This is a genomic window from Paenibacillus pectinilyticus (genome assembly GCF_001700435.1).
Classification (GTDB): domain Bacteria; phylum Bacillota; class Bacilli; order Paenibacillales; family NBRC-103111; genus Paenibacillus_E; species Paenibacillus_E pectinilyticus.
This window is the reverse complement of sequence record NZ_LYPC01000014.1, coordinates 156,465-170,887: the sequence shown is the minus strand read 5'-3', so window position 1 is coordinate 170,887 and position 14,423 is coordinate 156,465. Positions and strand designations below refer to the sequence as shown.

At 47.4% G+C, this 14,423-nt stretch carries 10 protein-coding genes; 2 read left to right on the top strand and 8 right to left on the bottom strand.

Features of this window, described 5'->3' with window-relative positions; all coding sequences use genetic code 11:
• Window positions 1-651 precede the first annotated feature (651 nt).
• Together A8709_RS08400 and A8709_RS08395 are read left to right on the top strand one after the other, a co-directional pair.
• Window positions 652-1,257 (top strand): c-type cytochrome, encoded by a 606-nt coding sequence (locus A8709_RS08400; RefSeq protein WP_065851909.1) that lies wholly within the window; start codon window positions 652-654, stop codon window positions 1,255-1,257.
• Window positions 1,258-1,562: 305 nt separating this feature from the next.
• Window positions 1,563-2,318 carry a DeoR/GlpR family DNA-binding transcription regulator gene (locus A8709_RS08395; RefSeq protein ID WP_065851908.1) on the top strand — a complete coding sequence of 252 codons (756 nt, stop codon included), beginning with the start codon at window positions 1,563-1,565 and terminating at the stop codon, window positions 2,316-2,318.
• 62 nt (window positions 2,319-2,380) lie between these two features.
• Here A8709_RS08395 and A8709_RS08390 read toward each other — a convergent pair whose 3' ends face one another.
• From A8709_RS08390 to A8709_RS08355, 8 genes are all read right to left on the bottom strand, one after another.
• The gene (locus tag A8709_RS08390) at window positions 2,381-3,640 is read right to left on the bottom strand and encodes an MFS transporter (RefSeq protein WP_065851906.1); all 1,260 of its coding nucleotides are present in this window, start codon (window positions 3,638-3,640) and stop codon (window positions 2,381-2,383) included.
• 161 nt (window positions 3,641-3,801) lie between these two features.
• Entirely contained in the window at window positions 3,802-5,436 is a 1,635-nt protein-coding gene (gene nagZ, locus A8709_RS08385) for a beta-N-acetylhexosaminidase (RefSeq protein ID WP_065851904.1), read from the bottom strand.
• Between the two features lie 24 nt (window positions 5,437-5,460).
• Entirely contained in the window at window positions 5,461-6,276 is an 816-nt protein-coding gene (locus A8709_RS08380; RefSeq protein WP_065851902.1) for a carbohydrate ABC transporter permease, read from the bottom strand.
• Window positions 6,273-7,157, bottom strand: a complete 885-nt coding sequence (locus tag A8709_RS08375) for a carbohydrate ABC transporter permease (RefSeq protein ID WP_065851900.1) — start codon at window positions 7,155-7,157, stop codon at window positions 6,273-6,275. Before A8709_RS08375 ends, A8709_RS08380 begins: the two co-directional genes overlap by 4 nt.
• Window positions 7,158-7,168: 11 nt before the next feature.
• Window positions 7,169-8,521 carry an extracellular solute-binding protein gene (locus A8709_RS08370; protein WP_065851898.1) on the bottom strand — a complete coding sequence of 451 codons (1,353 nt, stop codon included), beginning with the start codon at window positions 8,519-8,521 and terminating at the stop codon, window positions 7,169-7,171.
• A 94-nt stretch (window positions 8,522-8,615) separates the two neighbouring features.
• Window positions 8,616-10,214 (bottom strand): response regulator, encoded by a 1,599-nt coding sequence (locus tag A8709_RS08365; RefSeq protein WP_065851897.1) that lies wholly within the window; start codon window positions 10,212-10,214, stop codon window positions 8,616-8,618.
• A complete protein-coding gene (locus tag A8709_RS08360) occupies window positions 10,214-12,025 on the bottom strand; it encodes a sensor histidine kinase (RefSeq protein WP_065851895.1) in 1,812 nt (603 codons plus the stop codon). Before A8709_RS08360 ends, A8709_RS08365 begins: the two co-directional genes overlap by 1 nt.
• A 33-nt stretch (window positions 12,026-12,058) precedes the next feature.
• Window positions 12,059-12,502, bottom strand: coding sequence for an OsmC family protein (locus tag A8709_RS08355; protein ID WP_065851894.1), 444 nt, complete (start codon window positions 12,500-12,502; stop codon window positions 12,059-12,061).
• Window positions 12,503-14,423: the final 1,921 nt, after the last annotated feature.

Below are 14,423 nucleotides of genomic sequence, written 5' to 3'. Positions count from 1 at the left end.
CTACTCTCCTCAGTTTCCATAACAAGCCAAACCAACTGGGTAAACCCACAGCTAATCCCCTCAGTCCCCATGACAAGACTAACTACTTGAAAACCTATAGCTAATCCCCTCAGTTTCCACAAAGAGTCAACCTAACTCGATAACCCACAGCTACACTCCTCCGTCTCCGCAACAAGACTAACTACTTGAAAACCTATAGCTAATCCCCTCAGTTTCCACAAAGAGTCAACCTAACTCGATATCCCACAGCTACCCTCCTCCGTCTCCGCAACAAGACAATCTAACTGGATTACCTACAGCTATTTCCCCTCAGTTTCCGTAAAAAGGAAATCTAACTGGAAAAACTACAGCTAATCTCTTCCCATTTCGGCTAAATCACCTAATACCTGATATTTAACTACATGAAATCCATCTATTCACTCTTTCAAAGTAAAACTCAAAAATTACCTACATAAAATCCATCTATCCGCCGGCCTAACTCCCCACTCCCCATTACATCATGTCCACTATTAGGTCTAGTTGCATAACTGACATTCATCCTTGGTTTTACAGAAAGAAAGGCACTACTTTCAGCAGCTAACAAACCTAAATCCTTTATTCTCCGTTACCTTAATTAGTTACTTAGACTACAAAGTAAGGAGTTGGATAGCTTTGAACAAATGGATATATGCAAGCCTTTGTGGGATGATCCTGCTCTCGGCTACAGGCTGCGGCGCGAAAGAAGCAGCGCCAGTGGCAAGCACGTCAGCGACTGCGACAGCCACCGCAACCGTAACGACGGCGCCAACACCAGCTGCTGCCGTTACTCCTTCGCCGTCGCCTCAGGCGACACCGGCACTCGCTGCCTCGGCAAGCCCAGCAGCCGTAGCCAACTCTACGCCGAAGCCACAAGCGACGGCTTCGGCTTCTACTTCAACTGCCGCTGCTTCGACAGCGGCGACGCCAACACCTACGCTGGCCGCTGTCTCCTCTACACCAACGCCATCACCATCCGTCACCCCCGTGGCGACGGTAAGTCCCACCACCAGCGCGAACGAGAAAGCCGAGCTGCTGTACAAGAACAACTGCCTCGTCTGTCATGGCGTAGGCCTGGCTGGAGATTACGGTCCGAACCTAACGAAAGTTGGTTCGCGGAAGACCAAAGATCAAATCGTCACGCAAATCATGAACGGCAAGGTGGAAATGCCACCTTTCAAGGACACATTGAAACCGGAGGAAATTGAAGTATTAGCCAATTGGCTCGCAACGATGAAATGAGTATCTCAAATTGACTCTGAACGCTCAACTTCCTCCTGAAAGCTCGGCTTGCCCAACTTGCTCCTATAGCCGATCAGCCGCCTAGTCTTTGATTTTATAAGCTTCTTTGATTCTCGTCCCGCCTCTCCGATAAAATGCATAAAACAAGCAAAAATAAGGTCATATTTGGCGGATACAGACATGATCCAATGGACGACCCTTGTTCCGCATGATAAGATAGAAAGTAACGTTTCTTTTAGCATAATAAGCCTATTTACATACGATCGTTACTTAGCTTGCCGGACAGGGAGCTGTTAGGAGGAACCATGGGAAAGACCGATGTTCGCCGAGACGCCATCATGCATGCGATCAAAGATAAGGGCTCCATTGCCTTGACGGATATTGTGAAGCAATTCAATGTATCTGAAGCAACGGCAAGACGAGACCTTGAAATTCTCGAGCAAGAAAAGCGTTGTATCCGCACTTTTGGCGGAGCTGTGCTGGAAAGCTTGAAAGTTGAAGTCCCCTTTTTTAATAAAATGGACCTCTATACCGAAGAAAAGAAAGAAATCGCCGACAAAGCACTTCGTTATATCGAAGACGGCGATATTATTGGGTTAACTGGCGGTACGACAACCACTTTTATCGCCAAAAAGCTTAACCAATTCAAGAATCTAACCGTCATTACAAATGCCGTGAATATTGCCTACGAGCTCATTGGCACGCCAGGGTTGCAGTTGATTCTAACAGGCGGTGTGATTCGCACACAAACCTTTGAATTATCAGGCCCGCTTGCTAATGCAACGCTCGACAATTTGAGCATTCGCAAGACATTCATGGGCTGTGACGGGATTTCCCTCTCACGCGGCATGATGATCTACAATGAGCTGGAAGCCGAGACGAATCGTCGCATGATGAAGCAATCGATGGAAACGTATTTGGTTGCTGATCATTCCAAATTCAGCAGAAGCTCGCTTTTCGTAATCGGCGAGGTGCAAGAAGCCGTGGGTATTCTAAGCGACTCCGCCATCACACCGGAAATGAAGCAAGCTTTTAAAGAAGCTGGGGCGCCTTTTCTATAACCCCTGCTCAACAAACAAAACGGGATATCTCAAGCCATTCATGGCCAAGATATCCCGTTTTTCTATGATAGTTCGTTGCTCGGCTGAGCGACATGTCCTGATTTCATTTTCAAAGAAGGCACCATAATCCCTACACCAATCACGAATAAGAACGCAGATGTCAGATAAATGGATTCGAGTGAGAAGGAAGCTTTAATCGTCCCTGCCAAACTCATCATGATGACCATCGCCCCCATAAAGAGCGGAGTCAGAATACCATTCACACGGCCGACGAAGGATTCCTCCGTATTCCCCAGAATTAACGTACTTATCCCGATCTGGATAGCTGGCATAACAAGACCTGAAACGAACTGCATGGCAAGCGCTAGCCAAAATAAATGCGTCATTCCTATCACGGCAAAGGTGATTGCACTAACAGCCATTCCGATCGTAAGCATCGCTTGTGGCGATATTTTTTTGGAGAAAGCCATGGTAACTCCCCCTCCTACAATCATTGCAGTCCCATTGGCCACCATAAACCACTGCAGGTTCTCCTTAGCCATACCCAAATGCTCCGTTACTAGAAATATCCCAAGAGGACTGATTAAGCCCATCGCCAGACCTGCCACAGCGAAACAGGCACCCAGGATGACCAGCATTTTGTTCCTTCTTACATAGCGAAAGCCTTGACCCATTTCTGCAAAAATATGTGTAGTTCGTGTCTCTAACTTCTCTTCTTTGCGATCCGCAGGAAGAAACGTAAGTACGAGAGCCGATAATAGGAAGCATACACCCATAATGGCGACAGCGATTTCGATTCCAAAATGATAATAAACGAATGATCCTAGGATAGGCCCCAAAATCATAAAAATCGCCATCATCGATTGGAACATGGACATCCCCATTTGCATTTGCGATTCGTGTACGTGTACTTTAAATAGCTTCATCCCTGAAGGCTGCGAGAATTGAGATAGGATCGATGACACCAAGGTGGCAAAGAAGATCGCTTTCCAAGATCCCATATACAGCGTTATCAAAATGACAAAAACAGAGACTGCACTTAAAATGTCGCACCACACCATGGTCAGCTTAGGCCGCCACCGATCAGCGAATGCACCGCCAATAAAGGAAAAAATAAAGATTGGCGCAAACTCCGCTACGGAAATTAAAGATACCGAATACGGATCATTATTCGTCATATCTGTCACATAGAGTAGAATCGCAAAGTTACGTATCCATATTCCGACTTGGAGTAAAAGGCCCGAAAGCATGATGGTTTGAACGAATCGACTGGCAAAAAAAGATTTCATCGTCAGATCAGGTTGAGCGTTTGCTTGACTCATTAGAAAAAAAACACCCCTTTATAAAATAGATCACTCGTGAAATGCGAGAAATGTGCGCATACTTCCTACGTAATTGGAAGCAAAAAGTTTCACAAGTCAAACTGATTTTACAAAGAGATGTTACCAGATACTAGATAAACAATCCATATAGTCAATTTTTCCTAATCTTGTCTCCATCCAATCGGATACTGTTCCGACAAAGTGACAGGCAGTCGTCCTACGGCTGCTTCATGCCCAAGCAGCACATTGGCAAGGGACACCATCGCTAACGGGCGATTTTCGTAACAGGCATAATATGTTTTCACTTCAGGGAATTCAAGCAAATCATATGGATTACGCCCTGCGGCAACGATCAAATGCAAATCTTCTTGGCCGGCTAAGGCTTTAACCAACTTGGTTTGACCGGTTGAGAACGTCGCATTGTAGGTGACTACCACCACTTGCTCTAAGCCCTCACACTTTTCCACCAAATCTGCAATCTCCGCATCTGTCGGGTAGAGGCCTACATATAACTCGCGAACGGTGTGCCCGGATAACTCTGACAGCGCACTGCCCAGCGTTCCCTCACGGTCGACAACCTCGTCGATCTCGGTACCCGATTGAACTTCCGTCCAAATCACGAGTAGCTTGTCATTGACTTGAAGCAACTCACCGACTTCATCCTTCACTTTCGTGATGCTTTTGCGGCTGAGTTCCTTGGCAAGAAGCTGATGCTCAGGCGTCGAAATCGGCCCGTCCGGGATCGGAGCAAGCGTATCGTAGCTAATTCCTCTTTTACATTTGTAGCCAATGATTCTCATAACCGACTCGTCAATCCGTGATTCCGGAATACGTCCACTTTCAACGGCGGCAATAACAGCCTCGATAGCAGCAACTTGGCGCTCCAATTCATGGCTAACCAGAATAATGTCCGATCCCGCTTCAATCGCTCGAACCGCACCTTCCGCGACGCCAAGCCCTTCCGAAATAGCTTTCATCTCCAAGCAATCAGTCACGATAAGACCTTTAAAGCCAAGCTGCTTACGCAACAGTTCGGTCAAAATCCGGTAAGACAGCGTCGATGGCACATCGCTTGCTTCTAAAGCTTCAAACACAACGTGCGCCGTCATAATGGCGTCAACGCCGCCTTCAATCGCTTTAACGAACGGCGCTAGCTCTAATTCCATCAAGCGTTCCATGCTATGCGGCACAACAGGTAAGTCATGATGAGAATCCGCAGATGTATCGCCATGTCCAGGGAAATGCTTCACGGTAGCAATAACGCCCATGTCTTGCAAGCCTTTCACCGCATGCGTACCCAAATCGCCAACTAGTGCAGCTGTTTCACCATAAGAACGAACACCAATCACCGGGTTCAGTCGATTATTGTTAATATCTAAACAAGGAGCAAAGTTCATGTTCACGCCCATTTGGCGAAGCTCTTTCCCCATTACCTTCGAGCTGGCATACACGCCAGCGGGTGCAAAGGCTGCCCCAAGTGCCATATTCCCCGGCAGTAAGGTTGCCCCTTTTTCAATACGTGAAACCATCCCGCCTTCTTGGTCCACCGCGATGAATAGTGGCTGACCACCGCTCTTCAGACTTATTTCCTGTAAATCAGAAGACAGTCTCGCAAGCTGATGGGCCTCTTCCACATTGCGACGGAAATAAATGACACCACCAAGTCCATAGTCCTCAATCAATTGTGTGATAGCCGCATTCGGCTCCAGCGTTTGGAAACCGCAAATGAAAAGTTGACCCACCTTTTGACGAAGACTGAGAGGCTTATAAGTGGTTGTTCCTACGGATGATGACATCTGTACACGCTCCTTGAGTGGTGGTTATGCTTTTATGTTTTCTATGATGCGCTTTTGCAACATGAGATACATGACAACGACAGGAATTAGGCTGATCATGATCGCCGCGCACAGCGAGCCATAGTTCATATTCAATTGGTCATAGAAGGCCACCATGCTCACTGGGAGCGTACGGAGCTTCTCTTTGGTCAGGAACAAATTAGCCATAATAAATTCGTTCCAACTGGTTAGGAAGTTGAGCATAAATACGGTGAACAGAGAAGGCACCGAAATGGGCACAATAATACGCCACAAAAGGCCGTAGATGGACAGACCATCCATGATTCCCGCCTCTTCCAGCTCACTTGGAATCGACGTCAGGAAAGCACTTACCATGAAAACGGTCCACGGCAATCCCAACGTTACATAGGGCAATATGAGCGCCAGCGATGTGTTATACAGATGCAAATTCCTCAGCAGCACATAGAGAGGAACTAACAAGGAAGCCGCAGGAACGAGCAAGGCAAGGATCAATATTCGTTTGAGCACCAAGCTTAATCGAGGGAATGACATCCGTGTTAGCGCATAGGCCGTTGCCGTACCCAAGACGAGTGCAGCAAGCGAGGAAACCGTCGAATTGATCACACTATTCATAAAATAGTGCCCCACATGCGCCCCGCTCCACGCATTCCAATAATTCGTAAACGAAAGCTTCGCGGGAAAGGACCACGGTGCTGCTATAATCTCTTTATTCGTTTTAAAAGACGAGTTCAGTGTCCAAACAAGCGGGAATAGAATGATCCCGATGTAGATGAGAAGAACGGCATGTGGGAAGAGGCGGCGCAGGGAGCTCCCTTTCATAATCGCACCTCCTCCGGTTTTCGCGTTAACCAGCCGAAAATCGACGTTAACAGAGCTGTAAACACGAGGATCAACACCGCGATGCTATTGGCATAACCGTATTCACCGATACGATAAGCTTTCTTTATCATATAGGAGGCCATAACCTCAGTAATGCCATAGGGATTGCCGCCTGTCATCACGACGACAATGTCCATCGCTTTCATCCCACCTGTTATGGACAAGAGGATCATCACGAGGATCACTGGCCTTAACAGTGGTAAAATGACAGACCATGCTTGTCTGATGCTGCCGGCACCATCCATTTGAGCCGCTTCTACTAGATGCTTCGGGATGGCATAGATAGCGGAAACGACAAGTACCACATAGAATCCCATCCACTGCCACGCATTTGTGACCAGAACAGCGAGCATCGCTGTCGCTCCCTCAGCTAACCAAGCATGCTGCCATTTCGATAGCCCGATTGCATTCAATACTTGATTCAACAAACCAGCCTGCGGGTGATAAATGAATTCCCAGAGCACGCCAACCACCGCAGTGGATAGAATGGTCGGAAGGAAAATGAGGGATTTGTAAAACCCAATCCAACGCTTTATTTTGCTCACCAAAAGGGCGAGAACGAGAATGATGGGTATTTGAATCCCCACAGAGAAACCGATGAAGAACAGATTATTTCGCACAGCCACCCAGAAATAAGGGTCGTGGAATGCCGTAACGAAATTGTCTAGTCCGTTGAATTGGGCTGAGGAAATGCCATTCCACTCCGTAAAACCATAGCGCAGCGACATCAACATCGGATATAAGAAAAATATCGCGAATATCAGCAGCGTCGGCAAAGTAAAGAACATGTACGCCCAAGCATTTCTTCCCATTTTGTTCATATGTCAACCTACTATTTCGTCGTATGGGTCTCTTCTTTATTCGAAGCCTCCTGCTGCTTCTCTAAGTCCGTCATAAGTGACGCTGGATCGGTTCGCCCGCCAAGCAGCTCTTGCATTCCGCGCTCTAATCTTTCCCGGACTTTGGTTTGAATGCGTGAATCGAAAGCAGGAAACGATCCCTTACTAGACGTAAATACGTTCATGATTTCGGTAACCAGCGGATTGACATGGCTCGTGTCTTGTAGCTTCATGGCAGGAGGCATGCCTTCCTCAACGAGTTGCCTTTTTTGCATCGATTCATTGTACATTTGTTTAATAAATTCTTTGATCGCCATCAACTGATCAGGCGTAACCTTCTGTGAGAATCCGTAGGCATTGGACCAACCCCCATTGATATAACCATCCCCGGGACCACCCATCGATGGAAAGTTCATGAAGCCAACATCGTTCACAATGGAAGACTTATCCGGATCTAACAGCGGTGTATTGGCCCAGCTCCCATCGAACATGAACGCAGCGCCGCCGCTGCTGAACGTATTTTGCTGCTCGGCATAAGCCAGGGCAAGGCTGCCATCTTGGAAGTAATCTTTTTGAATGAGTGTTTGATATTGTTCAAAAGCTTTCAACACCTCAGGATCCGTCCAATGCTTGCTCCCATTCAGAAATCCTTCAATCGAATCCGTTCCCGCCGTCCTTACCCACATCGTATTAATCATCATATTAATCACCCAGGAATCCTTCGCGGCCATGGCAAAAGGAGTAATCTTGGCAGCCTTCAACTTGGCTGAAGCCGCTAGCAGCTCGTCCCAGGTTTGAGGAGGTTTGATCCCCTGAGCGGCCAAAATTTTCTTATTATAGTACAGCCCTTCGACATAGCCAGCCATAGGGATACCATAGATTTTGCCATTCACCGTAAATTCATCAAAGCTGTAAAACTTATCCGTTAACCCTAGCTCTTGTAGAATGGGGGTCAGATCGAGTAATCGATTCGCCTTCACATAGTCCTTCGTATCCGTACCGCCGAACAGATCAAAAATCTCAGGCGGGTTCCCCGCAGCCATTTCGGCTCTCAACTTCTCGAATCGATTGACCTTATCCTCCACACCATCCAGCGTAATTGTTAAGCCTGGTACTTTCGCTTCGGTTGCTTTGACAACCTCCTGCAGCATCGCAAGTCGTTTCTTCTGCGTATCCTTCACCTGAGTATGCCGAATGGTCAGCATAATAGGGTTGTTCGGCGACCCTTGTCCGTTATTCGCCGTCCCACCTTGTGGATCGGTTTTGCCAGAAAGAATCGAACATCCAGACATCATGCAAGTTATCGCTATGGCACCAGTGCTTAAAATAAACGTTCGTTTTCTCATTCAGCTGGTTCTCCTTTAAGCTTACCATTTAAGTATAATTGAACCGTTCCGTGGACTAAAGACAGATAAATTCCTTATCTAGGGGCAAAATCCTCTAGTTCCCTTCTTTTCGCTTATCCCGATACTCGGAAGGAATTTCGCCTGTAAACTTCTGAAATACTTTGGTAAAATAGCGCCGTTCCATGTAGCCACAGGATTTCCCGATATCTGTAATGTTTTTATCACTATGCAATAACATCGACTTCGCAAGCTCCATCCGATGCTTCGTCACATACTCCACGAACGTTTCGCCGAAATGCTGTTTGAATAACAAGCTGAAATAGCTGGAGGAGATTCCGATGCTGCCGGCAATGTCTTCAATGCCAAAATCGGTTGAATAATTCGCACGAATATATTCTTTGGCCGAAGCCATGAGCAGCTCGCTGTTTTTCTTCTTGTTCGTGCCCTCTAGTCCGATGGATACGAGTTGTACCATCACCTGCAGCAAATGCGGGATACTTTCACTTTTATCCAGCTCGCGCCAAATCTGTTCCTCCTCTTGTGGGTCCAGCGCATTCATCTCCCGCAGCTCTCTCAGGACATGCAGAATGAGAAAATGCAGCATCTGATACGCTCGAGCGAATGAACCTTCCGACAGACTTTCCAGCAAATCTTTCAAGCGGTCCAGGGCATCCTCGGTTTTGAGCCGGTTCAGCTGCTTCATGCCTGTTACAATTTCCTCTACGAGATACCATAAGGAGCTATTCGCGTCAGATGACTCTTTGGTTTCTTTGTAGGACAGCACAGATTGACGTTTACCCAAATTCAATTGCATGAATCGTTGCAGCTTTCTGTATGTATCCGAGAGTTGCTGCAAGCCAACGGGCACTGGAAAATAGCCGATACTTATGTTCAATTTGACCGATTGACTAACATTGTGCTGCAGTTTTTGCGCTAGGTCATTCAACTTTCCATCTACAGAGCCACCGGCCTCATCCTCCCACGCCATAAGAAGAGACCATTCGCCTTCCCGCATTTGGAGGACAGTGAACTGTGAATTCTCTTGCGCTAACGTATCCTGCATCACATTCCGAACTGCGAAGTTCCATAACTTACGCTCCTGTTCTGACCAATGTAACGATTTCTGTGAATAATCATCCACATCAATGCTTACACATACAAATCTCAATGTTTCCAAATCGCCATGATCAATCGGCAACAGCGTAGTTGGCGTGATATCCGTGTAATTCATCATAATATCTTGCAGAATTTTTTCATAAGCCAAGACTCTGATTTTACCCCATTTTTGGAGTTCTTCCTGTTGAATCATCTTTCGGGCTCGAATTTCACCAGCTAACTTTCGGATCGAGTTCTCAAGCTCCTCATAATTGATCGGTTTAAGAATGTAATCACTCACGCCAACCCTTAATAGCGAGCGTACATACTCAAAATCCTGGTATCCCGTCACCATCAGCACCGTGCACTCTTCATTGATCTCTCTTAATTTATGTATAAACGTAATACCATCCATCTGCGGCATCCGGATATCACTCATCACCAAGTCTGGGACATGCTGTTCGCAAAGCTCTAACGCCTCAAGCCCATTCCTGGCTTTGCCCACAATATCGATATCGAGTTCTTCCCAAGGAATGACCGCTTGCAAATTGCGCAAAATGTTAGGCTCATCATCCGCTAAAATGGCTTTTAACCTCACTAGATATCCCTCTTCCTTTTCGGTATTACAACCTTCATCGTTGTTCCATGACCTTCTTGTGAGCAAATAAACATCCCGAAGTGCTCACCATATTGAATCCGAATCCGATCGGCCACGTTACTTACGCCAAGCCCTCTGCGTTCTTCATTGGACTCTAAAATTTCATGAAAAGGCGTCTCCAGCTCTGTTTTGTAATGGAATTTCGCTAATTTCTCATTGCTAATCCCAACACCGTTATCCGTGACATATAGCCCGATACGCTCTCCTTCATCGACGACTTTAATCGTAATGTGCCCCATATAATCGATGGGTTCAAAACCATGCTGTAAGCTGTTCTCAACCAAAGGTTGAAGTGTTAATTTTAATATAGTCTCTTGGAGTACATCTGGCGGCGCCTCAATCACATACTGAAACTGATCCTCAAAGCGGAATTCCTGAATTTCCAAATAGCTGCGCAAATGCTCAAGCTCCTGCTTCAGCGAAATCTCTTCCCTGTTTTCCATACCGATCCGCAGTAAGTTACCTAGCCGCACGACCATTTGACTGACTTTCTTTCCTTGGTTCTGGATCGCCAGTACATTAATGGATTCGAGTGTATTAAAAAGAAAGTGAGGCTTAATCTGCGCTTGCAGCAGCATGAGCTCCGCCTTGTTTTTACGGTCCTGCTGTCGCTTCACTTCCTCAAGCAGATCCTCCACACGAACGACCAAGGAATTAAATCCTCTTGCCAATGCCGAGGTTTCATCCTTCCCGCTTTCTTCCATACGTGTGGTAAGATCGCCCCGCTCCACTTTCTTCATCGAGGACAGCATGCGCAGAATCAGTTGAATAATTCTTCGGACGAAGACGAGATTATACACCAAGGCAAAAAACAAACAGATAAACGTAATACCCGCCACGAGCTTCATGATCGTCTCGATTTCACCCGCAACATACTTCCAAGAAGTGATTGAAACAACACTCCAATCCTGTACACCCATCTGATTAATATTCAAATGATATAAGGAAACTAAACTTTTTTCATTTTGAAAATTGGCTTGGAAGCTGTAATTAGTAAGACCCAAATCCAACTTATTCGGCAGGAGCTGTAGGACGTTGGCGCCTTCTAAATTTTGCTTATTATCGTAGAAAATGAGTCCGCTTTTGTTCACTAGTAAATAGCGTTTGGAACTTTGCTCGTTCGTATTGAACGATTTGAAAATCTGATCCAGCTCATTAAATTTAAATTTCAACAGCATGTAGCCTAGGTTGTCCATCGTCCAGAAATCTTTGACCATTCTCGCTTGATAAAACTCCCCCCGGCCTGAGCCAAATTCCTTAAACTCAGACGGTCCAATCCAGAGCGGGCTCCCATTCAATTCCTGAATGTGTTTGAAGGCCAAGCTTTGCTGAAGCGTCGTCCATGGAATGGCGTTCCCGCTTGTTCTTCCAGCGCTAAACGACTTACCCGCATTGTTGTAAATAACGACCGTTTGCACAGGTGAATACGTCAGAATCGAGCCGCGCAGCAGCGTATCGAACGTATTCAGATCGTAAGAGGACAGGGATTCGTCGCTTGGTTTCACCGTATCAATCGTGCGATATATACCTTGAATGCTATCCTTCACCATCCAGAAATCGGAGAAATAGTTGGCTTCCTTGAACATGTAGTAGATGTTCCGTGAAATAGCCTGCAGGGTAACTTCCGTCAGGTCCCCATACTTTTTCTCAATCAGCTGCTGCGAGACCGTGTACACCGCTGACCCTAGGACAAATAAGGGGATGATGATGAATATTAAAAAGCCGATAAATACTTTTTTGTTCAGATTCATCGCTGTGCCGCTCTCCTTCTTCCTTGGAATTATCTAAGTACCTAAGACTCGAATATCGGGTTCAACGCTCACATTCACATTACCTCGTAATGCTTTGCTAATCATGCAAGTCTGCTCCGCACGATGGGCGGCTTTGCTTATTTTATCCAATTGGTCTTGGGAAGTATGAGGCGGCATGATGATGAGGGGGTGATGCGTAATGGCGTTTACTTTCATCGTTGGCTTGTCTTCGACGTAGATGTGGGAATGCAGCTCGAGTGAAATAATTTCGGCTCTCTGGAGCAGCGTGCCGAGTGTGATGATATAGCAGGTTGCCGCGGCGCCTAGCAGCATTTCTTCTGGATTGGATCCGGTACCAGGACCATTCAATTCACGCGGAACTGAAATGGGTGTTGTTAGGTTACCAGCTTGAATATGGCCCGTGCCATCTAAGCCGCCAGACCAGGATGCACGGAGTTCGAAGCGATGTTCGCTCATCGGGTTGAGCCTCATTTCGATAGGTAGTAGCTCCACTTAGGGAGCTTAATGGTACGATCAATAGGGAGCTTAATCGGACGAACTATAGGGAGCTTAATTGTATTTAACAAACCTTTGGTTGATTTGTTTTTATTGTAAAGGATGTAGACTGGTTTCACCAGTGAATTGACGATTTCTGTCACAATGTTGCAAAAGAACGACGTGATGCATAAAGACATGCGAAGGTAAGGCATAACTTGTATAGCAAAGACAAGACATGACTGCATAGCAAAGACAAGACATGACTGCATAGCAAAAAATCGTTCTCGCACTTGACTGCACGAAAACGATTTGAATTCAATTGATCTCTATGAAATTGCGTAATTCATGTGTTGGAATCAAAACAATGAAAGCCCTACCTCTCTTCCATCCTTGCGGCTCCAATGACCGCGCCAGTGCGAATTGCGTTACAAACACTTACTGCCGAAACACTTACGTTGCCTCGGGTTTACCATAAATGAGCTGATGGACTGCGCATTGGGAGAAAAACAAACAAGGAGAGGGGGTTACTTTCTTCTCGCTAATCGTTCGTGTGGGGTAAATGAGGCTAAATATGAAGTGTTTATATGTTTTCATTTCAATCAATCTGTATATTATATAACCATAGTAGATATATGTCAATACGCGAGTGATATACGAGGCATATTCCATAGTTTCTTCACTCTAAGCTCGGTTTCCGAGTTTACTCGACGGGGGCATTCAACTTAGGTTTGGTTTCCGTGCCTAACCGACCGGGCCATTCAACTTAGCCTCGGATTCCGAGCCTATCCGTCAGAGCCACTCATCTTAGCCTCGGATTCCGAGCCTACCCGACCGAGGCATTCACCTTAGCCTCGGTTTCCGAGCCTACCCGACCGAGGCATTCACCTTAGCCTCGGTTTCCGAGCCTACCCGACCGAGGCATTCACCTTAGCCTCGGTTTCCGAGCCTACCCGACTGAGGCATTCACCTTAGCCTCGGTTTCCGAGCCCACCCGACCGGGCCACTTACTAGTCCGAAAACACCGAACTAATTTCACTGTAGCAGCAGTATTGTTTGATTAGTCCTAAAATGCCGAACTAAACTGACCAAACTAGCTAACAGCTACGAAATATGAGGAATTAGTTCGACAGAAGCTGACTATTCGCCTTTTTTGAGATGGAATCACCCATTTAATTCGGAGATATCAGACTAAACCAGAATTAGTCATCGATGACTGGGAGCCGGGTGTTATGCGGGACGGTGTACAAGCCAGTGGTGCACGGAAAGACCACGGACTGAAGGTCTACATGCCAGTGATCGATGTTTTGAAGTGTTCGAGTTTTGGGGATTCGGGTTCGGGGTTCGGGGTTCGGGGTTCGGGGTTCGGGGTTCGGGGTTCGGGGTTCGGGGTTCGGGGTTCGGGGTTCGGGGTTCGGGGTTCGGGGTTCGGGGTTCGGGGTTCGGGGTTCGGGGTTCGGGGTTCGGGGTTCGGGGTTCGGGGTTCGGGGTTCGGGGTTCGGGGTTCGGGGTTCGGGGTTCGGGGTTCGGGGTTCGGGGTTCGGGGTTCGGGGTTCGGGGTTCGGGGTTCGGGGTTCGGGGTTCGGGGTTCGGGGTTCGGGGTTCGGGGTTCGGGGTTCGGGGTTCGGGGTTCGGGGTTCGGGGTTCGGGGTTCGGGGTTCGGGGTTCGGGGTTCGGGGTTCGGGGTTCGGGGTTCGGGGTTCGGGGTTCGGGGTTCGGGGTTCGGGGTTCGGGGTTCGGGGTTCGGGGTTCGGGGTTCGGGGTTCGGGGTTCGGGGTTCGGGGTTCGGGGTTCGGGGTTCGGGGTTCGGGGTTCGGGGTTCGGGGTTCGGGGTTCGGGGTTCGGGGTTCGGGGTTCGGGGTTCGGGGTTCGGGGTTCGGGGTTCGGGGTTCGGGGTTCGGGG